General features: G+C 31.1%; 19 protein-coding genes. 13 read left to right on the top strand and 6 right to left on the bottom strand.

From position 1 onward, the window contains the following. Nucleotides 1–15: 15 nt before the first annotated feature. Nucleotides 16–2208 (bottom strand): B12-binding domain-containing radical SAM protein, encoded by a 2193-nt coding sequence (locus ACH2BG_RS02510; protein WP_395046158.1) that lies wholly within the window; start codon nucleotides 2206–2208, stop codon nucleotides 16–18. Between the two features lie 81 nt (nucleotides 2209–2289). Between ACH2BG_RS02510 and ACH2BG_RS02505 the strand changes: the two genes are divergently transcribed. From ACH2BG_RS02505 to ACH2BG_RS02490, 4 genes are all read left to right on the top strand, one after another. Next, nucleotides 2290–6333, top strand: coding sequence for a T9SS type B sorting domain-containing protein (locus ACH2BG_RS02505; protein WP_395046157.1), 4044 nt, complete (start codon nucleotides 2290–2292; stop codon nucleotides 6331–6333). A gap of 41 nt (nucleotides 6334–6374) precedes the next feature. Beyond that, nucleotides 6375–7973 (top strand): bacillithiol biosynthesis cysteine-adding enzyme BshC, encoded by a 1599-nt coding sequence (gene bshC, locus ACH2BG_RS02500; RefSeq protein ID WP_395046156.1) that lies wholly within the window; start codon nucleotides 6375–6377, stop codon nucleotides 7971–7973. A gap of 105 nt (nucleotides 7974–8078) precedes the next feature. After that, the gene (locus ACH2BG_RS02495) at nucleotides 8079–8906 is read left to right on the top strand and encodes a formylglycine-generating enzyme family protein (protein ID WP_395046155.1); all 828 of its coding nucleotides are present in this window, start codon (nucleotides 8079–8081) and stop codon (nucleotides 8904–8906) included. A gap of 74 nt (nucleotides 8907–8980) precedes the next feature. Continuing rightward, complete coding sequence (locus ACH2BG_RS02490; RefSeq protein ID WP_395046154.1) at nucleotides 8981–9400, top strand: nucleoside-diphosphate kinase; 420 nt, start codon at nucleotides 8981–8983, stop codon at nucleotides 9398–9400. A gap of 63 nt (nucleotides 9401–9463) precedes the next feature. On the opposite strand, the gene ACH2BG_RS02485 is transcribed toward ACH2BG_RS02490, so the two are convergent. Beyond that, nucleotides 9464–9760, bottom strand: coding sequence for a DUF721 domain-containing protein (locus ACH2BG_RS02485; protein WP_395046153.1), 297 nt, complete (start codon nucleotides 9758–9760; stop codon nucleotides 9464–9466). Between the two features lies 1 nt (nucleotide 9761). After that, a complete protein-coding gene (locus tag ACH2BG_RS02480) occupies nucleotides 9762–10106 on the bottom strand; it encodes a lipocalin family protein (protein ID WP_395046152.1) in 345 nt (114 codons plus the stop codon). A 254-nt stretch (nucleotides 10107–10360) separates the two neighbouring features. Here ACH2BG_RS02480 and ACH2BG_RS02475 point away from each other — a divergent pair, with 254 nt between their 5' ends. Next, complete coding sequence (locus ACH2BG_RS02475) at nucleotides 10361–11428, top strand: serine hydrolase domain-containing protein (RefSeq protein ID WP_395046151.1); 1068 nt, start codon at nucleotides 10361–10363, stop codon at nucleotides 11426–11428. Nucleotides 11429–11457: 29 nt separating this feature from the next. On the opposite strand, the gene ACH2BG_RS02470 is transcribed toward ACH2BG_RS02475, so the two are convergent. Together ACH2BG_RS02470 and ccsA are read right to left on the bottom strand one after the other, a co-directional pair. Continuing rightward, complete coding sequence (locus ACH2BG_RS02470; RefSeq protein WP_395046150.1) at nucleotides 11458–12048, bottom strand: glutathione peroxidase; 591 nt, start codon at nucleotides 12046–12048, stop codon at nucleotides 11458–11460. Nucleotides 12049–12144: 96 nt separating this feature from the next. Next, complete coding sequence (ccsA, locus tag ACH2BG_RS02465; RefSeq protein WP_395046149.1) at nucleotides 12145–15270, bottom strand: cytochrome c biogenesis protein CcsA; 3126 nt, start codon at nucleotides 15268–15270, stop codon at nucleotides 12145–12147. Between the two features lie 154 nt (nucleotides 15271–15424). Here ccsA and ACH2BG_RS02460 point away from each other — a divergent pair, with 154 nt between their 5' ends. From ACH2BG_RS02460 to ACH2BG_RS02430, 7 genes are all read left to right on the top strand, one after another. Then, entirely contained in the window at nucleotides 15425–16186 is a 762-nt protein-coding gene (locus tag ACH2BG_RS02460) for a Rossmann-like and DUF2520 domain-containing protein (RefSeq protein ID WP_395046148.1), read from the top strand. After that, nucleotides 16170–16697: a KdsC family phosphatase gene (locus tag ACH2BG_RS02455; protein WP_395046147.1), complete on the top strand. Its 528-nt coding sequence runs from the start codon at nucleotides 16170–16172 to the stop codon at nucleotides 16695–16697. The genes ACH2BG_RS02460 and ACH2BG_RS02455 overlap by 17 nt, the downstream gene beginning before the upstream one ends. A gap of 50 nt (nucleotides 16698–16747) precedes the next feature. Next, the gene (locus ACH2BG_RS02450; RefSeq protein ID WP_395046146.1) at nucleotides 16748–17671 is read left to right on the top strand and encodes a geranylgeranylglycerol-phosphate geranylgeranyltransferase; all 924 of its coding nucleotides are present in this window, start codon (nucleotides 16748–16750) and stop codon (nucleotides 17669–17671) included. Continuing rightward, the gene (locus ACH2BG_RS02445) at nucleotides 17661–18248 is read left to right on the top strand and encodes a Maf-like protein (RefSeq protein WP_395046145.1); all 588 of its coding nucleotides are present in this window, start codon (nucleotides 17661–17663) and stop codon (nucleotides 18246–18248) included. Before ACH2BG_RS02450 ends, ACH2BG_RS02445 begins: the two co-directional genes overlap by 11 nt. 89 nt (nucleotides 18249–18337) lie before the next feature. Then, nucleotides 18338–18865: a hypothetical protein gene (locus ACH2BG_RS02440; RefSeq protein ID WP_395046144.1), complete on the top strand. Its 528-nt coding sequence runs from the start codon at nucleotides 18338–18340 to the stop codon at nucleotides 18863–18865. A gap of 103 nt (nucleotides 18866–18968) precedes the next feature. Then, nucleotides 18969–19721 carry a tRNA pseudouridine(38-40) synthase TruA gene (gene truA / locus ACH2BG_RS02435; protein WP_395046143.1) on the top strand — a complete coding sequence of 251 codons (753 nt, stop codon included), beginning with the start codon at nucleotides 18969–18971 and terminating at the stop codon, nucleotides 19719–19721. Beyond that, nucleotides 19708–21462, top strand: a complete 1755-nt coding sequence (locus ACH2BG_RS02430) for an ABC transporter ATP-binding protein (RefSeq protein WP_395046142.1) — start codon at nucleotides 19708–19710, stop codon at nucleotides 21460–21462. Before truA ends, ACH2BG_RS02430 begins: the two co-directional genes overlap by 14 nt. A gap of 202 nt (nucleotides 21463–21664) precedes the next feature. Here ACH2BG_RS02430 and folP read toward each other — a convergent pair whose 3' ends face one another. Continuing rightward, entirely contained in the window at nucleotides 21665–22489 is an 825-nt protein-coding gene (gene folP / locus ACH2BG_RS02425) for a dihydropteroate synthase (RefSeq protein WP_395046141.1), read from the bottom strand. Nucleotides 22490–22601: 112 nt separating this feature from the next. Here folP and ACH2BG_RS02420 point away from each other — a divergent pair. Further along, on the top strand, nucleotides 22602–22758 hold a 157-nt coding region (locus tag ACH2BG_RS02420), incomplete at its 3' end, for a DUF1599 domain-containing protein (RefSeq protein ID WP_395046159.1).

Raw genomic sequence — 22758 nt, 5'->3', positions numbered from 1 at the left:
ATCTTCAAATTTATTTTAAGATAAAACCAAAATTCCAAAATTTCTTAAAGTATTTATTGGTTTCGAGTACCAAAACAATTCGAAATCATCAAAAGTGGTTTCAAAATCAATTTTTAATGCTGAAAAAGTGGTTTTATTGTCACTATGTACCGAAATGATTTCTAAAGTTTTAAGCATCCAATCGCCTTTTTCTTTTTCAATATCAATTTCGAAAGTTTTTTTTTTGTCGTGAAAAGTCATTTTTATCATTTCCCAAGAATTACCTTTTTTAGATTTGATGAAAATTTCTGTTAATGGCTTTCCTCCTATCCAAACTATTTTTGCAGATGGTTTTATATTAAAACTTTCTTCTTTTTGGAGTGAATTGTATATAAAATCGGGCTTTACGGTTGTTTTAGGAATCTTAAAATCGAACCAATCTTGCAAGGTATAATCGAAACAAATTCCGTGCATATAATTGAATAAAGATTTTTTTAATCCGAAACTAAACTGATCGTGATCAATTCCTGTTTTGTCCGTAAACTGAATGTCGTTATTAGCAAAAGTGATCTCGTTCGTTTGTGGAATTACACCAAATTCTTCAGGAAACATTCCTACTGGTGAATGTGCTGTCATCGCAAATTGATGCCAAAAACCAGACTGTAAAATACCTAATTCAAACAACTGACGAACCATTTCCAGACTATCTACCGTTTCCTGAATAGTTTGTGTGGGATAACCGTACATGAGGTAAGCGTGCACCATAATTCCTGCTTCGGTAAAGTTGCGGGTTACTTGTGCTACTTGCGCGACAGTTACTCCTTTTTTTATGAGTTCTAACAACCTATCGGAAGCCACTTCTAGCCCACCAGAAACGGCAATACAACCTGATGTCTTTAGTAAAACACATAAATCTTGAGAGAAACTTTTCTCGAAGCGAATGTTTGTCCACCAGGTTACAACTAGTTTTCGTTTAATGATTTCTAAGGCTAATTCACGCATTAAAGCTGGCGGTGCGGCCTCATCTACAAAATGAAAGCCATTTTCGCCAGTTTGTGCTATGAGTTCTTCCATTCTGTCGACTAATGTTTTAGCAAGAATGGGCTCGTAAACTTTTATATAATCTAAAGAAATATCGCAAAAAGTACATTTACCCCAGTAACAACCGTGTGCCATCGTGAGCTTGTTCCATCGTCCGTCACTCCACAAACTGTGCATCGGATTGGCGATTTCTATAACCGAAATATATTTGTCTAACAACAAATCCGAATAATCTGGCGTACCAACTTCGCTTTGTTTATAGTCTTTTTGAAGAGTGCTGTTTTTGTAAACGACTTTGTTGTTTTCTAATAAAAATGTCCGTTTGAATTCGTTTGAAATTGTTAATTGTAAATTATCAATTAGCAATTGTATTGGGAGTTCTCCGTCATCTAAAGTAATAAAATCGAAGAATTCGAAAACCCGAACATCTGTCAGAGAACGTAATTCGGTATTTGGAAAACCTCCACCCATTGATATTTTTACCTCTGGAAAATGATTTTTGATAAACTGTGCACAACGAAAAGCACTATATAAATTCCCTGGAAACGGAACCGAAATACAAACTAATTTGGGTTGTACAATTTCAATTTTTTCTTTTAATATTTTTAAAGTAATCGCATCGATATAAGTGGATTCTTTTTGCAAATGCGAGTACAAATCATCAAAAGAATTAGCACTTCGTCCCAAACGCTCGGCATAACGACTAAATCCAAAATTATCATCGATACATTCGACAATAAAATCCGATAAATCTTCAAGATACAAGGTAGCTAAATGCTTGGCTTTGTCTTGCATTCCCATCGAACCAAAAGCCCATTCCATGTCGTCTAATTGTTCAAATCTAAACGCTTCTGGCAAGAAATCTCCTGAACAAATTTGTCTTGCTAATGTTGGATTATTTCCTTGCAAAAATGCAATAACAGAATCGATAGTTTTTATATATTCGTCTTTCAAAGCAAATATTCGTTGAATATTTGTAGAATTTGGCTGTCCTTCGACAAGCTCAGAATGACAAAAAATGTCTTCTAATCCTTTTTTTGAAAACAATTCGAGAATGACTTCAATTCCCAAATCCATCTGAAAAGCCGAAATGTTTTTGGTGTTCAAAAACCCTTTTATATAAGCTGTTGCTGGATATGGTGTATTCAGTTGGGTAAATGGTGGTGTGATGAGAAAAATGTCTTTCAAAAGGAATTGTTTTGGCAAAGGTATATAAATACAATATGTTTCTATATTAAATCGTTACTTTTGCATAAAATTCTATCATTTATGCGCCTTAAGATTATATTATTCTTTGTCTTTTTAAATATATGTGCTTATTCTCAAAAGCAAAAGCCTTCAATTGGATTTATTGAAAATAAAGGTCAAATTATTGATCAAAAAGGCAAACAGAATAAAGATGTTTTATATTTACTAAATACACATGGATTAAACGTTCAATTAAAGAGAAATGGTTTTTCTTATGATATTTACGAAATTATTAAATCTCCAATAAAGGAAAAAGAAGTTTTAAATCCATCCATTCTCTCAAATAATCTTAATAACATTCCCAAATATAACTTAAAAAGGAAAAACCACAGAATAGATATAGATTTTATTAATTCAAATCAAAATGTAGAATTAATAACCGAAGACAAATCAAGCGATTATGATAATTATTACAACATCCCTAATTTCCCAAATGGAGTTACCAATGTTTATAAATATAAAAAAATAAAATACAAGAATCTTTATAACAATATTGATGTTGATTTTTTTATTCCAAAAGATACAACAAAAGCAGTTGAATATAATTTTGTGATAAAACCGGGTGGAAAAGTTTCAGACATCAAAATGAAATTTAATGGTGCTAAAACGGAATTGATTGACAATAAAATAAAAATGTATATTCGTTTTGGACAAATGGAAGAAACACTACCATTGAGTTGGATTGAAGAAGACAATAATAAAAAAATTGCTTCAATAAACTACTCTCAATTAAACAAAAATACATTTGGATTTGAAGGAGATATTGATGTCCAAAATAAAACTTTAATTATCGACCCAACACCTACAAGGCTCTGGGGAACTTACTTTGGCGGAAATCAAAATGAATTTACTAGTGATATTAAAACAGACGATTTATTAAATATTTATATAGCAGGTGCAACTACAAGTTCAAATAATATCGCAACAAGTGGGACGTATCAGGATTATTTGAGTGGAATACAAAACCTGTTTTTTTCAAAATTTGACCCTAGTGGAACAATTATATGGGGTACTTATTTTATGACCGAAAGTGGGACAAACAATTCTCAAAGTTGTAAAATTGTTGTGGATTCTAATCAAAATTTATTTTTTACTGGAGATGAGCTACAAAATTCAAATCTTGCTACTCCAGGAGCATACCAAGAAACAAAGAACGCATTTAATGACTGTTATTTAGTAAAATTAAACTCTAATGGATTAAGACAATGGGGAACTTATTATGGAGGTAATAATAATGATTTTGCTTTGAGTATTGATATAGACAATAATAATGGGGTTTATATATCAGGACAAACTTTCAGCAGTGACTTATTACCAACAACAAATGCACATCAAACATACTTATCAGGACAGAGTGATGCCTTTTTAGCTAAATTTGATACTAACGGAAATCGCCTTTTTGGGACATATTATGGAGGAAATGGCAACGTGGAAGGGTTTACCAAAATTCAAATCTCAAATGATGATTTCTTATATGCGATGGGAAATCAATCAAGCACAGCAAACATTGCAACTCCTGGCTCCTATCAAGACACTTCAAATAACACAGGTGGGATGATAATAAAATTTGATTTAAATGGAAATCGAATTTGGGGTAGTTATATTTGTGACAATAGTATGTTAAAAAATGCTAGCATAAATAATAATTCAATTTATATTACTGGTACTACTACAAATCAAGCATTAGGAACACCAAATACTTTTTCTCCTACTTTTTTAAGTGTATCTATGTATTCATCTCTTTATGCAGGAACAAATAGTTTTGTGTTAAACTTTAACCTTATTAATCAAAATTTAGTCTGGCTTACTTATTTTCCAGAAGCAATTTTAGGAATTAATTCTAATAGTTTAAATGAAATTTATTTTTCAGGCAGTACTGGAATAAGTAGTAATATTGCCACTACAGGGTCTTTTAAAGAAATTAAAACCGGTTCTAAAGATGCCTATTTAATTAAACTAAATCAATTAGGGCAAAGATTATGGGGAACATATTATGGTGGTAATTACTCTGAACAAGGTGTCTATTGTAATGTTGATAACTCTAATAATTTGTATTTATATGGTATAACCAACAGTTATAATGATATTTCTACTATTAACTCTTATCAAGAAAATTTAAATGGTGGTGGGACAGGTGATAATTTTTTAGTAAAACTTAAAGAATGTCAAACCTCTACCATAATCACATCTAATTCTCCTATTTGCCCAAATAAAACAATAGAACTAACAGCTTCTGGAGGCACAAATTATGACTGGACAGGTCCAAACGGATTTACTTCATCTATACAAAACCCAATCATCAATAATGCAGATGCTTTAAATAGTGGTACATATTCTTGTAGTATAACTGGAACAGGAGGATGCGACAATACCGTTACAATTAATGTATTGGTTGGAGATAATACAGCTCCCATACCTAATAATCTAAACTTACAAGCAATAACTGGAGACTGTAATACAATAATACCTACAATACCAACTGCAACAGATAACTGTGCTGGTCAACTAAATGGCACCACCACAGATCCTTTAAACTATACAATCCCTGGAAATTACACAATCTATTGGAATTATAACGATGGTAACGGAAATAGCGCAACACAAAATCAAAGTGTAGTTATAACCGCTACAGCTTTACCAATTCTTACTGCAACTCAGCAATTCTGTATCCAACAAAACGCTACACTAAGTAATATCACAATTACAGGACAAAATATAAAATGGTATGATGCACAAACTGGAGGAAATCTTTTAATTATCAATACTATTTTACAAAACGCAACAACTTATTATGCTACACAAGCCTACAATAATTGCGAAAGTAATAGAGTACCTGTTTCAATAACTATTTACAATACACCATCGCCTACTGCCAATTCAAATCAAAAATTTTGTAGTACTGCAAATGCCACCTTAAATGATATTGCAATATCTGGCACGAATGTAAAATGGTACAGCAATCAAACCATTATAACACCTTTAGCTATTACTACACCATTAGTTAATAATACCACATATTATGCTTCCCAAACTTTAAACGGGTGCGAAAGTGTAAACAGAACGCCTGTAACAATTAATCTCATCAATACTTTAAATGCAAATGATTTTTCAGATTATCTATGTGATGATTTGAATAATGGACATGAAAAAATTGTCTTGACAAGTTATAATTCTTCCTTGATTTCAAACACCACAGGAAATACTTTTAGTTTTTACAAATCATTTTTAGGAGCTCAAAACCAAACTCCTAGTGAGAAAATAAATAATGAGAATGATTATCAATTAAATGTTGGCACAAGCACAATTTATGTACGAATTGACAATGTAAATACTTGCCATCAAATTGTAGAATTGAATTTAACATTGTATAGTAAACCAATTATCCCAATTGCTGAAGTCACTCCTATTTGTCAAGGCAGTAACATAACAATCAGTGCGGGTAATTTTGATAAATATCAATGGTCTACAGGAGAAACTTCTCCTTCAATTATTGTCGGTCAAGCTGGGAATTATTCGGTTACCGTAACTGAAAATCATATTGGAATAAATTGTAGTTCACCAAAAGATTTTAAAGTTGTAAATTCAAATATAGCTACTATCTCTCAAGTCATTACAAATGATTGGACAGTAAATAACAACTCAATTACCATTATAGTAACAACTAGTAGTATTGGCGATTATGAATATTCATTAGATGGAAATAACTACCAGAATAGTAATGTTTTTACTGGCTTAAATAGCGGAGAATACAATATTTTTATTAGAGATAAAAACGGTTGTGGTGCTATTAAAGATAAAACTTACTTATTAATGTATCCTAAATTCTTTACACCAAATGGTGATGGATTTAATGACAAATGGAAAATTAAATTCAATAAAAATGAGTCAAATCTTAAAATTAAAATATTTGATCGATTTGGAAAGTTGTTAAAAGAATTTATTAGTAATTCTGATGGTTGGGACGGAACTTTCAATGGAAAAGAATTACCATCAACTGATTATTGGTTCGTTTTTATACGAGAAAACGGAAAAGAATATAAAGGACATTTTTCATTAAAAAGATAATACAGCAACTGATTTTTAATTATTTTTACAAAAAATAAATTATGCCAACCGACTGTATTAGCTATCAAAAATCAGGATATTTTTCTAAATTAATTGTAGATTATTTAGGAGAAAAACCAGAATTAGAAACGTTGTACAATCGTTTTCCTGCTATTGAAAACTTCAACAAACAAATTGAAGAGAAAAATTTCAATTTCAATGGCAATGACAATATCAAAAGACAAATTTTAGTCGATGTTTTAGAAAATCAATACTCAAAATTTGGTATTTCAGAGCTAACAAAACAAAATATTTCACTTTTAAAAGAATCCAAAACCTTTACAATTACTACTGGTCATCAGCTCAATTTGTTTACTGGTCCGTTGTATTTTTTATACAAAATTGTTTCTACAATAAATTTATGCAAAGAATTAAAGAGTCATTATCCCGAATATAATTTTGTTCCTATTTATTGGATGGCGACAGAAGATCATGATTTTGAAGAAATAAATCATTTCAATTTTAAAAATAAAAAATTTAGATGGAATAAGGAATCTAAAGGTCCTGTTGGAAGATTATTGACTGAAGATTTAACTACTTTTTTTGATGTTTTTAAAACTGAATTGGGTTCTAGTAACAATGCTGAATATCTAAAAAAACTGTTTTCTGAAAGTTATTTAAAACATTCAAATCTTGCTGAAGCTACTCGTTTTTTAGCCAACGAATTATTTGGAGAATATGGTTTGGTGATTTTAGATGGAGATTCTGCAGCATTAAAAAAACAATTCACACCTTATATAAAAGACGAATTGTTACATCAAGATTCGAACAAAAAAGTTCTGGAAAGTATTGCCAAACTTAAGGATTATTCTATTCAGGTAAATCCTAGAGAAATTAATCTTTTTTATATCGAGGATCATCTCAGAGAACGTATTATTCATGAAAGTGGAACTTATAAAGTAAATAACACTACTATTGAATTTTCTGAAACTGAAATTTTAAATTTAGTAGACACGAATCCAGAGAAATTTAGCCCAAATGTTATTCTACGTCCTTTATATCAGGAAGTGATTTTGCCTAATTTAGCCTATATTGGTGGTGGTGGCGAGATTGCTTATTGGTTAGAACTAAAAGCGATGTTCGATTTTCATAAAGTAACTTTTCCTATATTATTGGTTAGAAATTCGGCAGTTTTAATTAATGAAAAGCAAGAAACAAAGAGAAATAAATTAAACATAAGTTGGGAAGAATTATTCTTGAAACAACAAACATTAATTGATACTAAAACAAAACAATTTTCGGAAATTAACATCGATTTTTCTGAACAAAAAGCGTATCTCAAAAAACAATTTGAAGCCTTACAACAAATCGCATTAAAAACCGACAAGTCATTTGCTGGTGCTGTAAATGCTCAAGAAAAAAAACAAATAAAAGGTTTAGAAAATCTTGAAAAAAGACTTCTAAAAGCTGAAAAAAAAGCACACACTTCACAATTAGAAAGAATCGTTCAACTGCAAAACGAATTGTTTCCTAATGAAAGTTTACAAGAGCGAAAATCTAACTTTTCAGCATTTTATTTAGATGCTGGAAATTTACTCATCACAAAGCTAATAAAAGAGTTAAAACCACTTTCTGGGTGCTTTTCAACGGTTAAAATTTGAACTTCGTCGACTTTAATGCTGTATTAACTGAAAAACATTGTTTTTACTGAAAATAATTCTATTTTTGCCCACCGAATTTACAATTTGATAACAATTTAATAATTTATGAGCAAGAAATACTTATTTACAGGAATATCAATTTTAACCATGTTTCTTACTTCTTACGGGCAATCTAAAAACCTAGTTGTTCAAATGGTTAAAGTAGAAGGTGGGAAATTCCTAATGGGCTCGCCAGATGAAAATAAAATTGCTGAAAATGATGAGCAAAAACAGCACAAAGTTATTGTTGGAAATTTTGCAATAAACAAACTAGAAGTTTCAGTCTGGGAATGGAAACAATACTGTAAAAAGACTAAAAAGAAAATGCCAGCCCAACAAGTTTGGGGAATAAATGACAATTATCCTATTACAAATATTACTTGGAACGAAGCTATTGCTTATTGTAACTGGTTGAGTAAGCAAGACGGATACAATCCTGTTTATACTGTTGCAGGTCCTAACATTGTTTGCGATTTTAGCGCAAATGGATACAGACTACCAACAGAAGCAGAATGGGAATATGCTGCAAAAGGTGGAAAAAAATCTAAAAATAATATTTTTTCGGGTTCTAATATTTCTAATGAAATTGCATGGCAACAAAACAATAGTAACAAAAAACCACATGCTGTAGGAACAAAATTAGCGAATGAATTGGGAATTTATGATATGAGCGGAAACGTTTGGGAATGGTGCTATGACTGGTACAACAAAGATTATTACAAAAGTGAAGATGGAAACAATCCAAGTGGCCCAATAAGAGGTGAAAAAAAATCTGTTCGTGGTGGTTCGTGGGATAGCAAAGAAAGTTATTTGAGAACTAGTAACAGAATTAGTACAACGCCAGATAGAACTTATGAATTTTACGGATTTAGATTAGCTAGAACAGTAAACTAAAAATATATTATACAAAGTAGCCTGCAAATTTTGCAAAAAAAGACTATTTTTGCACCAAATTTAAAAAAATAAAAATGGCAAAGAATAGAACATTCACAATGATTAAGCCTGATGGTGTTGAAAACGGACACATTGGTGGAATAGTAAACATGATAACTGAAGCTGGTTTCAAAATTGTATCAATGAAATTGACTCAATTGACAGTGGCTGATGCACAAAAATTTTATGCAGTTCACGCTGCAAGACCTTTTTACGGAGAATTAGTAGAATTTATGTCTAGAGGTCCTATTGTTGCTGCTATCTTAGAAAAAGAAAATGCAATCGAAGATTTTAGAAACTTAATTGGTGCTACAAATCCTGCAGATGCTGCCGAAGGTACTATCCGTAAAAAATACGCTACTTCTATTGGAGAAAATGCTGTTCACGGTTCAGATAGCGACGAAAATGCTGCTATTGAAAGTGCTTTTCACTTTGCTGGAAGAGAGCAATTCTAATATTAAAATAGAATAAAACACAAAATCCCATTTCATTAAGAAATGGGATTTTTTTATTTAAACTTATCTAAGAACGACATCTTTTACAACTTCTTTCCCTAATTCTTCATTTATCATTTTGATAATTTTGTCTTTCCCATAACTTAACTCTTCTCGCAAAACCGACGAAGTGAGTTCTACATATAAAATATTATTTCGCAAAGATACACTTCGAGTATAATTGTTTACACCATTTCCCATCAAGTTTTTCCAAGCATCAATAACCGAAACTTGGTTTAATCCTGATTCGAGCTTATTTGTTTTGATAATTTGATTTAAAATATCGCCAACTATACTATGATTGTTAATTCGTTTTGCCATTTTATTTTTCGGTATTTAAAACGACTTTACTAAAATATAATTTTGCTTTATCGGCAGTTTCTAAAACCAATTCTTTTTCCGAAATAGATTCGATTCTTTCGATATGTTTACCAAATTTTGATGTAAATTGAATAAATACACCTTCGGAATTATTAGTTATTTTTACCGTTTCCGACAAATCATTTACTAAAAAAGTTCCGTCAGGTTGCCAGTTTACTTTTTTATGAAAACCAATTTTATTTTTTATTTCATAATAATCATACACTTCATTTATAGGGTAATCTTTCTTATCTCCATCGGTATTTACAGCTTTAGTTATTTGCCAATAGCCATTTATGCTATCCATTTTGGAAATATCAACCTTTTGGGAACAACCAAAACAAATTGATAGTAGAAATATTAAAATTAAATTTTTTTTCATACGTAGATAATATTTGTTTTTTATTGGTCCCGATAACTATCGGGAGGTATATTTATGAGGAAATCTTTATCTGTGTTCATGACTGGGACATCATAAATATTTCATTTTGTAAAAATAGTAATAATACATTAAACCTTTTTGAAAAATTAATGTCTAAATTTGAAACTAAACCAATTATTATGAAAGCTATTTTAATTGCATTATTAAATATTCTGTTTTTTACAAGTTGTAGTAACGAATCTGTTTTACCAACCCCAATTCTTGTTGAAGAAACGATGTATTATCCAACTATTGGAAGTAGTGTTTGGGATACTAAAAGCATTCAGACATTAGGTTGGAATCAATCAGCTGTACAACCTTTGTTAGATTATTTGGCTTTAAAAAACTCTAAATCATTTATAATTCTTATAAATGGAAGAATAGTCATGGAAAATTATTTTAACGGACACGATGCCACGGCAAACTGGTATTGGGCAAGTGCCGGAAAAACATTAACATCTACAATGACCGGAATTGCACAACAAGAGAATTTACTGAACATAAATAATAAAGTATCACAATATATAGGAACAGGCTGGACAAGTGCTCCTTTGGCTAAAGAAAATCTTATTACTTGCAAAAATTTATTATCTATGAATTCTGGTTTAGATGACAGTACAGATGCTGTAGATCCCGCAAGCCTTATTTATACTGCCGATGCCGGCACAAGATGGGCATATCATAATGTGTTTGTAAAACTACAGGATGTAGTTGCTCAAGCTTCTAGTCAAACTTGGGATAATTATTTTAATACCAAATTAAGAGATAAGATTGGTATGAATGGTTCTTGGATACAAAGCGGAGATAATTCAGTTTATAGGAGTACAACTAGAAGTATGGCACGTTTTGGGTTACTAATGCTGAATAAAGGAAAATGGAATTCTGAACAAATAATAAACGAAAATTATTTTACTGAAGCTACCAATACATCACAACCAATAAATCAGGCTTATGGCTATTTGTGGTGGCTAAACGGAAAATCTAGTTATCATTTGCCACAAAGTCAGTTACAATTTTCTGGAAGTATAATTCCTAACGGAGCAAACGATATGTTTATGGCTTTGGGGAAAAATGACCAAAAAATATATGTTATTCCTAGCAAAAAAATGGTTGTTATTAGAATGGGCGATGCTGCCGATGCTGTAAACCCAGCTTTATCCGATTTTGATAATGTATTATGGCAAAAAATAAATGCACTATATCAATAGCGCATTTATTATTATTTTAACAACACAATTTAGGCTTTAATCCAGCTCACTATTTCGTCATCTAATGGCAAAGTGGTAGGAGCAATTACTTTGGATAAATGGCCTTCAGTATCAATTAGATATTTCTGAAAATTCCATTTTACTTCATTGTCTTCTAATCCGTTTTTAGCTTTTTGAGTTAGGAATTGATATAACAAATGCATATCGTCACCTTTTACTGATATTTTTTCCATCATAGGAAAAGTTACGCCATAATTTTTAGAACAAAAAGTAGCAATTGTAGCATTAGTTCCTGGTTCTTGATGTCCAAAATTGTTTGCAGGAAATCCTATAATTACAAAATTTTTGTCTTTAAACTCTGTGTATAATTCTTGCAATTGCTCATATTGTGGTGTTAGTCCACATTCTGAAGCAGTATTTACAACCATTACCTTTTTTCCTTTTAATGAAGAAAAATCGAATTCTTTTCCTTCAATATCTTTTACTTTAAACTGATAAATAGATTCTTGTACCATATTATTTGTTTTTTGTTCACCCGAAAGTTGATTGTTAATATTTGCTTCTTGACTTTTACAATTCATTAACATCATTAATGAAAATATCCAAAGTAATTGTTTCATATGTAGATAATATTTATTTTTTATTGGAATATAGTATATTTATGAGGAAATCTTGATTTGTGTTCGTGATTTAGTCATCATAAATATTTCATAGTTTTATTTTTTATAATATTTCCTGTATTTAGGGTAAGTTATTAATCCAATTAATGAAATTGTTCCTAACGAATACCAAATCCAATCTAACGATTTTGCTTCGCCACTTGCGTAAGAATGCAAACCAACTAAGTGAAAATTGACTCCATAATAAGTGAATAAAATAGATATAAATGCAAACATACTCATTAAGTTAAAAAACCATTTTCCTCGTAATGATGGCACAAAACGAGCATGAATGACAAAAGCATAAACCATAATACTAATAAGCGCCCACGTTTCTTTTGGATCCCAACCCCAATAACGTCCCCAAGATTCGTTTGCCCATTGTCCGCCAAGGAAATTCCCTATGGTAAGCATAATTAATCCAATAGTTAACGCCATTTCGTTGATATAAGTTATCTCTTTTATGTTTAACTCCATTTTGATTTTGTTCTTTTCATTGGTAAAAAATATTAACAATAACGACACAAAACCTAAAATCATTCCTAAGGCAAATGGCCCGTAACTGCCTACAATAACCGCCACGTGAATCATAAGCCAATACGAATTAAGTACTGGTTGCAGGTTTGCAATTTCTGGATCGATCCAATTGGCATTTGCCTGCATAAAAATCATTGCGGTTACAAATGCCGCCGAAGCCACCGTTAATTTAGATTTTTTATCGAAAGCCAAACCAAAAAACATGGTTGCCCAAGCTACATAAATAATAGCTTCATAAGCGTTGCTCCAAGGAGCATGACCCGAAATATACCATCTTGCAATTAAGGCAATTGTATGAAAAACAAATAAAATACCAATAAATATATGAAAACCATTTACAGTAATTTTTAACCATTTTTTGTCAAAGAAAATACTCAACAAGGTAAAAATTAACATTAAAATACTGGCAAAAGCATAATAATTAAACAACTTCTTTAAGATATTATATTTGTTGTATAGTATTTCCGATGTTATTTTTTCTTCGCTTGGCATTACTTTGCTTCCGTGTTTTTTCTGAAATTTCACAATACCATCAAGATAAAAATCTGGTTCTGTGTAATTGTTTTTTGCCGCCGCATTTTCTAACGACATTAAATAAATAGGAAGAATTTGCTTTGTAAAAGTAGAATCCATTCCTTTTAGACCCGCATGATTAAGTTCTGCAAACGATGCCCATTTGTTATTTTCGTCGTTAGGAATTGGGAATATTTTTAGGATACTTCCCGACAATGCCGAGTTCATTAAATTTATCTTCTTATCAGTTTCTACAAAACCTTTTTCAAAACTATTTGGATTGGCAGTTTTATAAGCAGCGTCTAGGTATTTTGATAATTTATAATTTCCTATTTCATCAAAAAAGTCGATAAATTTAGCTAGTTTTTGTTTTTTATCAATACCAATAATACTACGAATACTATCGTTTCCTGGTTTTATATAAATAAGTGGGACTTCATACCAAACTGTTGGATATTGCGTCATCGATACGAATACTTGGTCTGAATTCATATTCTGATATGTATCGGAATGGCTCACTTTTCTGAGTAATTCGGACGAAAAAGTATTTACAGGCTTCATTCGTCCACCCAAATCCTGAATAATTAATCGTCCGAATTTTTCGGCATGTTTTTCGCTAATTTTTCTTTTGTCAAGAACAGAATCTATTTGTTTTTGTGTGGCTCTTTTTTCTTGATGATTTTGTGCAAAACCAGTTAACGCAAACAATAAAATAAGAATCGTAAGATTGGCTTTTTTAACTTTTACAACTTCTAATTTTCGTTTGATATCGGCAAAACGAGAATGTTTTGTAAACATAATTGCCATCATAGCAAAAAACAACATAAAATACCCAATATAAGTTATCCAAGTTCCCCAAAAATCATGACTTACCGATAGAACTGTTCCTTTCTCATCTGGATCGAATGAAGATTGAAAAAAGCGATAACCTCTGTAATCTAAAACGTGATTCATAAAAATTTTATAATCAAAATTGGGTTTGTCTTCTACTGTAACTTGACTTTCAAAAGAAGAATAACTTTTTTCGGTTCCAGGATATTTTTGAGCAGCAAAATCATTTAGTTTTATTTTGAATGGTAATTCATACGATTTACTTCCAAAAGACAAGGTATAATCTAGATTCCCGATTTTTACAGCTTTTGGCTCTCCCATTTTTCCTTTAGAACCCACAAGCGTGACTTCTCGTTCTTGTCCTTCCGATTTTATAACTAAAACAACTGCGTCTTCTTCCTCTTTTGCTTTATAATCATTACTAGATTTATAACCTATTGCTCCTTTTTTTGCAGGTTCTGGAAACACAAATTGCGCTCCACCAACATTATATAAAGAGCGCATCATGAGTGGTTCGGCAGCATCTTTAGTTACTTTTCCTTTTAGCTTGTCTACCATTCGCATAAAATCACCTTCAAACGGAGTACTTATCGTGTAAGCTCCCAAAGTTGTATTGATATTTATTGCGCCTTTTGTAAATTTATTTAACGAAAACAACACATTATGAATATTTACAACTTCTCCCGATTTTAGGAAATGTTCGTGTCTTGTTCCTCCACCAGATTCGACCATTTTCAGAAAATCGATTCCGTTTTTGTCTTCTATTATGGTTTCTTTGGCTCCCATAATAAAGTTTTTCAATTCGATTGTAAATGGTGTTTTATCGAAAGATTTATTTAACGAGAAATGATTATTGGTTGCTTGCGAAAACAAAACTGGTTGCTCGAAAGTACGACGTTTCATTTCGCCTTTATATTGCCCATCGATATTTACAGTTAAAAATGTTTTGTCTGAATAAAAATGATTTTCTGAAGCACCTTCACGAATTGGCATCATTCCTTCGTAGCTAATATATCGGGTTACAAATGCTCCCAGAAGAATAAAAACAAACGCCAAATGTAGCATTAGTGTTGCCCATTTTTCTTTTTTAAATAACTGATAACGTTTTATGTTTCCAATAAAGTTTATCATAAAAAACACCATAATTCCTTCAAACCACCAAGCATTATATACCAAAATCCTTGCGGTTGTTGTGTTGTATTTACTTTCTATGAATGTTCCTGTAGCCATTGTAATTGCAAAACCAACAAACAATATTGCCATTAATCTTGTTGAAAAGAGTATCGATTTTAATTTTTCCATAATAAATTTGGAGTCGTATTTTTTAAGTGCAACAAAAATACTCAAAAATGTTTGTTTCAAATAAAGAAACAGATATAATTTAAGCATAAATTATGATTGGTTTATCAAATTTATAAATTCTAAAAAATTAGTAAATTTTATTTATTTTAGCCAAATGATTCGAGTAGTAATAATAGGTTCGGGAAATGTTGCACAACATTTGATAAAAGCTTTCGCCAAAAATAATATTGTCGAAATCGTACAGGCTTTTTCTCGCAACAAAGAAAATCTAACAAATCATATCTATTCTTCAAAAATTACAACCGATTTAAATGGTTTAATTGATGCCGACTTGTATATTATTTCGGTTTCTGATAATGCTATTGCAGAAGTTTCACATCAATTAAATTTAGAAAACAAATTAGTCGTACACACTTCCGGAAGTATTGCCATGACTGATTTAAATGATAAAAATAGAAAAGGTGTTTTTTATCCGTTGCAAACATTTTCAAAAAGTAAAGAAGTTAATTTTAATGAAATTCCAATTTGTTTGGAAACCGAGAATAATGAAGATTACAAATTGCTGGAAACGGTAGCCAAATCTATTTCTGATAAGGTTTTCAACATCAATTCAAATCAAAGAAAAGCCTTACATGTTTCGGCAGTTTTTGTCAATAATTTTGTAAATCATTTGTATAAAATTGGAAATAATATTTGCAATGAAAACGATATTCCTTTCGAAATTTTACAGCCTTTAATACTCGAAACAGCAAACAAAGTTTCTTTACTTTCGCCAAATGAAGCGCAAACTGGACCAGCAAAACGAAACGATTCTCAAACTATAAACTCACATTTACAATTTCTAACGGACGAAAACCAGAAGGAAATTTATAAAATGCTAACAAAATCTATTATCGATAATGGCAAAAAGCTATAAAGAAATCATGAACGACATCACCACATTTATTTTTGATGTTGATGGCGTACTAACTGACGGAAAAGTACACGTTTCCCCAACTGGAGAAATGCTCCGAGAAATGCACATTCGTGACGGATTTGCTATGAAAGCCGCTCTAGAATCTGGTTATAATGTTTGTATTATTTCTGGCGGAAGCAACGAAGGTGTTCGCATTAGATTAAGAAATTTAGGCATTACCGATATTCATCTTGCTGCACCGAACAAAGTAGAAACGTTTAAGGAATACATCGAATTATATAATATTAAACCTGAACAAGTCTTGTATATGGGCGATGATATTCCAGATTATCACGTCATGCAACTGGTAGGATTACCTACTTGTCCGCAAGATTCGGCTCCAGAAATAAAAGGAGTTTCAAAATATATTTCGCACATAAATGGCGGAAACGGCGCTGTTCGTGATGTGATAGAACAAGTAATGAAAGTGCAAGGAAAATGGCTTACTTATTTTGATGGAAAACACGATTAAATTATTATTTTAAATTTTGAATTCAATCAAATAACCGATTAACCAAAAAAATGAAATATCTAAAACTCATTCGATACAAAAACTTAATCATGATTGCATTAATGCAACTTATTCTTTTGTATGGATTTTTAAAATTACAAAACATAGATCTTGCTTTGGCGATTTGGCAATACTATTTATTAATAGTTTCAACAGTTTGCATCGCTGCTGGTGGATATATCATTAATAATATTTTTGACACCAACACCGATTTAGATAACAAACCAAACGATGTTGTTGTCGGAAAATCTGTTTCTGAATCTTTAGCTTACAATTTGTATGTCACTTTTACACTTATTGGTGTCTGTATCGGATTTTATTTATCGAATGTAATTATGAAACCTAGCTTTTTGTTGTTTTTTATAATTCCATCTGCGTTATTATACATTTATGCCACAAGTTTAAAACAAATTATGATTGTAGGAAATGTAGTAATTGCAAGTTTATTGTCATTTAGCATCATTATTATTGGGATTTTTATGATTATTCCTGCGACTGACGAAATAAACAAAAAAGAAATGTCAACTGTACTTTCTGTTTTATTCGATTTTGCAATAATTGCATTTATAATTAATTTTATTCGAGAAATTGTCAAAGATTTAGAAGATGTGATTGGCGACAAAAATCAAGATATGCAAACTTTACCAATAGTTTTTGGCACTACTAGAACTTCAAAATTAGTATTTGTATTAAGTTTTGTTCCTATTATTTGTATCTTATATTATATTTATAATTATTTGTTTCATCTGCAATATGCAACAATTTATATATTAGGATTTTTAGTTGGACCACTACTCTATTTTATGATTAAAATTTGGTCGGCAGAAACAAAAAAAGACTTTCATCATCTCAGTAATGTTTTAAAATTGGTTGTGTTTTTCGGAATCATTTCTATCGCAGCAATCGGAATAAATATAAAATATTATGTTGCATAAAAAGTTCGAAAACACCAAAATAATTCTAGCATCTGGTTCGCCAAGAAGACAAGAATTTTTCAAAAATTTAGATTTAAATTTCGAAATTCGTCTCAAAGAAATCGAAGAAGTTTTTCCGAAAATTTTACAATCATTAGAAATAACTGATTATTTAGCCCAACTAAAAGCTTCCGCATTTGATGGAGATTTACTCGAAAATGAGCTATTAGTAACCAGCGATACTTTAGTTTGGTTAAAAAATGAAGCTTTAGGAAAACCAAAAGATTATGACGATGCATTTGTTATGCTTCAAAAATTATCTGATCAAACTCATGAAGTTATAACATCAGTATGTTTTAAAACCAAAGACAAAATCGAGATTATAAATGATATTACTAAGGTCACTTTCGGTACATTATCCGACGAAGCAATCAAATATTATTTAGACAATTACAAACCTTTCGACAAAGCCGGAAGTTACGGAATTCAAGAATGGATTGGACTGGTAGGCATAACAAACATTGATGGTTCATACACAAACGTTGTCGGATTACCCACTGAAAAAGTGTATCGATATTTGTTAAATTTTACTTTTTAATAATCTCACAAAAATTTATGGCACGGTTGTTGGAAATTGATAAACAACAAATATATTTATTAAGTTATTCATAAATAAAACCATAAATCATGAGGAAATTACAATTTATCATCGCAGCATTTATATTGCTATTTACATTACAATCTAATGCACAAGTATCGGTTAGTTTAAATATCAATTCACCACGTCCTACATGGTACAATCATCACGAATCTGAATGTGATTATTACTACCTTCCAGAGATAGAAGCTTACTATGATGTTCGCTCATCAGTTTATATTTATCTTGGCCCAAGAGGCTGGATTCGTTCGGTTTATTTACCCGAATATTGTCATAATTATGATGTGACTAACGGATATAGAGTTGCTATCGATTATAGAGGTCATTCTCCTTATGCATACTTTAACAATCACAGAGACAGATATTATCGTTCAAACTACAGAAACTATCGTGAAGAATATTACCGACCAAACTACGAAAACAGAAGAGTCGTTATACAAAACAATCATAGAGATAGAGATAGAGATAGAGATGATGATAATCACAATGGCTATAAAAAAGAAAAACACAATAACGGTCGAGGACATGGGAATGGACACGGAAACGGAAGAAGATAATATACTTACTTAATTCTTAAAAAGCAGAGGACATTTTGTTCTCTGCTTTTTTGTATAATTACCAACCGATTTCCTTTATCTTTGTAAAAAATCAATTTTTGTTTTGAGATATTTTATCGAATTTGCTTATAACGGAACACATTATCATGGCTGGCAATACCAACCCAATGCTACATCGGTACAAGAAACTTTAAACAAAGTTTTTTCGACACTTTTGCAAGAAGAAATAGATATTATGGGAGCTGGTCGGACTGATGCTGGTGTGCATGCCAAGCAAATGTATGGTCATTTTGATTCTGATATTATTATTGATAATGCAAAATTTATTCATAAAGCCAATTCGTTTTTACCCAAAGACATTGTTGTTTTTGATATAATTCCCGTTCACAATGAAGCCCATACCAGATTTGATGCCACTTCACGAACCTACAACTATCACATTTCAACATACAAAAACGTTTTTACTAATGATTTGGCTTGGTATTCGTCAAAAAAATTAGATGTCATTGCTATGGATGAAGCCGCAAAAACATTATTAAAATTTACAGATTTTAAATGTTTTTCAAAAACAAATACTGATGTAAATACTTATAACTGCACGATAACCGAAGCTTTTTGGACCATCGAAAAAGAACAACTTATCTTTACCATTACAGCCGACAGATTCTTAAGAAATATGGTTCGTGCCATTGTAGGAACCCTCATCAATATTGGTTTACACAAAATAACCATTGAAGATTTTATAAAAATAATTGAATCTCAGAACAGAGAAAATGCTGGATTTTCGGTTCCAGCACACGGTTTATTTCTCACAAATATCGAATATCCGTATATAAAGAAAGATGAAAGCATTTGACACAACCCTTTTCAAAAGGATTTTAGAATATACAAAACCATACAAAAAACGTTATTATAGCGTAATTTTTTGGGCAATATTGCTAGCAGTTTTCGCAGCACTTCGCCCATATTTACTAAAAAACATAATAGATGATTATGTTTTACCCAAAGACAAAAACGGATTTTCCTTATTCGTAATTCTCATGGCAAGTTCACTTATTCTCGAAGTTTTATCACAATTTTACTTTGTTTATTGGGCAAATTGGTTGGGACAAGACATTATAAAAGACATTAGAATAAAGCTTTTTAAACATTTAACCAGTTTCAAAATTAGTTATTTTGATCACGAACCTGTGGGAAAATTAGTAACTCGTTCTGTTTCTGATATCGAATCTATTGCAAGAATCTTCAGTCAAGGTTTATTTATGATAATAAGTGATTTACTGAAAATGATGGTTGTGCTTATTTTTATGATTTATATGAATTGGAAATTAACTATGATTATTGTAGCAGCAATGCCAATCCTGATTTATATAACGAGAGTATTTCAGAAAAAAATGCAAATTGCTTTCGAAGAAGTAAGGAACCAAATTTCTAACATGAATACTTTTGTACAAGAACGTGTCACAGGTATGAAAATCGTGCAACTATTTACCAGAGAAGATATTGAACTCGAAAAATTTAAAAATATAAATGACAAACACCGAAAAGCTTGGGTGAAAAATGTTTGGTATAATTCCATATTTTTTCCAATTGCCGATATTATTTCGTCATTATCCTTAAGCTTTATTGTTTATTACGGTGCCATGCTAATATTAAATAACGATCCGCTAACCAAACAAGGAGATTTGTTTGCATTTACAATGTATATTGCCATATTTTTCACCCCATTACGTCAAATTGCAGATAAGTTTAACGAAATGCAAATGGGAATGATTGCTGCCAATCGTGTTTTTGATATATTAGACACCAACCATCATATTGAAGATATTGGTACTGAAATCGCTCCAAAATTTGACGGTAAAATCGATTTCGAGAACGTAACTTTTGGTTATAAACCAGATGAAGATGTACTAAAAAGCATCAATTTATCTGTCGATGAAGGAAAAACAGTTGCCATTGTAGGAGCAACTGGAGCAGGAAAATCGACAATAATTAACTTGCTAAACCGTTTTTACGAAATAAAATCAGGTACAATTTATATAGATGGTAAAGATATTACAAACTATACCTTAGACAGTTTACGCCAACAAATAGCAGTAGTTTTACAAGAAGTTTTCCTCTTTGCCGATACCATTCACAATAACATTACTTTAAATAATCAAGCCATTTCTAGAGAAGATGTTATTATCGCTGCCAAAGAAATTGGCGCACACGAATTTATCATGAGTTTGCCAAACGGATATGATTATAATGTAAAAGAGCGAGGCAATATGTTATCTTCAGGACAACAACAACTCATTGCATTTTTACGTGCTTATGTTAGTAAACCTAGTATTCTAATTCTTGACGAAGCGACTTCTTCTATCGATGTTTATTTGGAAGAACTGATACAAAAAGCTACCGAAACATTAACAAAAAACAGAACGTCAATCGTAATTGCGCATCGCTTGGCAACGGTTATAAATGCTGATAAAATCGTGATTCTTGATAAAGGAATTGTAGTTGAAGAAGGGACTCATAATCAGCTATTACAAATGGAAAATGGTTTTTACCGAAAATTATATGATTCTCAGTTTGTAGCTCATGAGGAAATGTAAACACAAATTTCAAGAAAGCGGAAGGGTTTTGCAAAGAGTATTTTACTGCAAAAAAAATAGCCACAGATTAAAAAGATTTTCACAGATTTTTTGAAATCCTTTTAATCTTTTTAATCTGTTGCAAAAAAGTAAAACAAGATCATCAATAATTTAAAAAAGAATTAGATAAAATTAATTTGTGAAAAATTGTGTAATTTGTGTCCTATTTTTGTAATTGATTGTACAACTTCACACATTCCACAGCTTCTTTTACATCATGAACTCGGAGAATATTAGCACCTTTTGTTAATGCAATTGTGTTTAAAACCGAAGTTCCGTTTAAAGCATTTTCAGGTAAATTTTCCAATGTTTTATATATCATCGATTTTCGTGAAATTCCAACTAAAACTGGTAATTCAAGCATTTGAAACAATTCTAATTTATTTAATAATTCAAAATTTTGTTCCAATGTTTTAGCAAAACCGAAACCTGGATCTATAATCAAATCATTAATACCAAAACTCCTCGCTTTAGCTACTTTTTCAGAAAAATAAAACAAAACATCTTTAACCAAGTCATCGTAATTTGTCATTTTGTTCATAGTTTGTGGCGTGCCACGCATGTGCATCATAATATACGGAACTTGCAGTTTTGCAATGGTTTCAAACATTTTTTCATCAAGACTTCCCGCAGAAATATCATTAATTATTCCGGCTCCATTTTCAACAGCTGTTTGTGCTACTTTACTATTGAAAGTATCGATAGAAATGATTGCTTCTGGAAAATTTTTCAAAATTAAATCAACTGCCGAAGTAACTCGATTCAATTCTTCATCGACCGAAACAATCTCAGCATTTGGCTTGCTCGATTGTCCGCCAATATCAATAAAATTCGCACCATCTTGCAACATTTTCTCTACTTGAGACAGCATCTTTTTATCTGAAACAAATCGTCCGCCATCATAAAAAGAATCTGGAGTAACATTCAAAATTCCCATTACTTTTTGAGTCGATAAATCGATAAGTTGTCCTTTACAGTTAATTGTCATTAGTATAAGATTCAGTTTTTATAAATCTACGTTCAAAAATCGTTAATCTTCAATCAACAATCAAAAAAATACCTTATTTTTGAACAAATTTGATACAAATATAAATTAAAAAATGAAGAATACTTCACAACAATACGACGCAATCATCACAATTTGTCGAGATTTATTTACTAAAAAAATGAAAGATTACGGTTCTGCATGGCGCATTTTGCGTTTGCCATCACTTACCGATCAAATATTTATCAAAGCACAACGCATTCGCAGTTTAC

The sequence above is a fragment of the Flavobacterium sp. genome, assembly GCF_043779715.1.
Lineage (GTDB): Bacteria > Bacteroidota > Bacteroidia > Flavobacteriales > Flavobacteriaceae > Flavobacterium.
The sequence above is the reverse complement of the archived record's forward strand: the minus strand, read 5'-3'. Positions and strand labels throughout refer to the sequence as shown.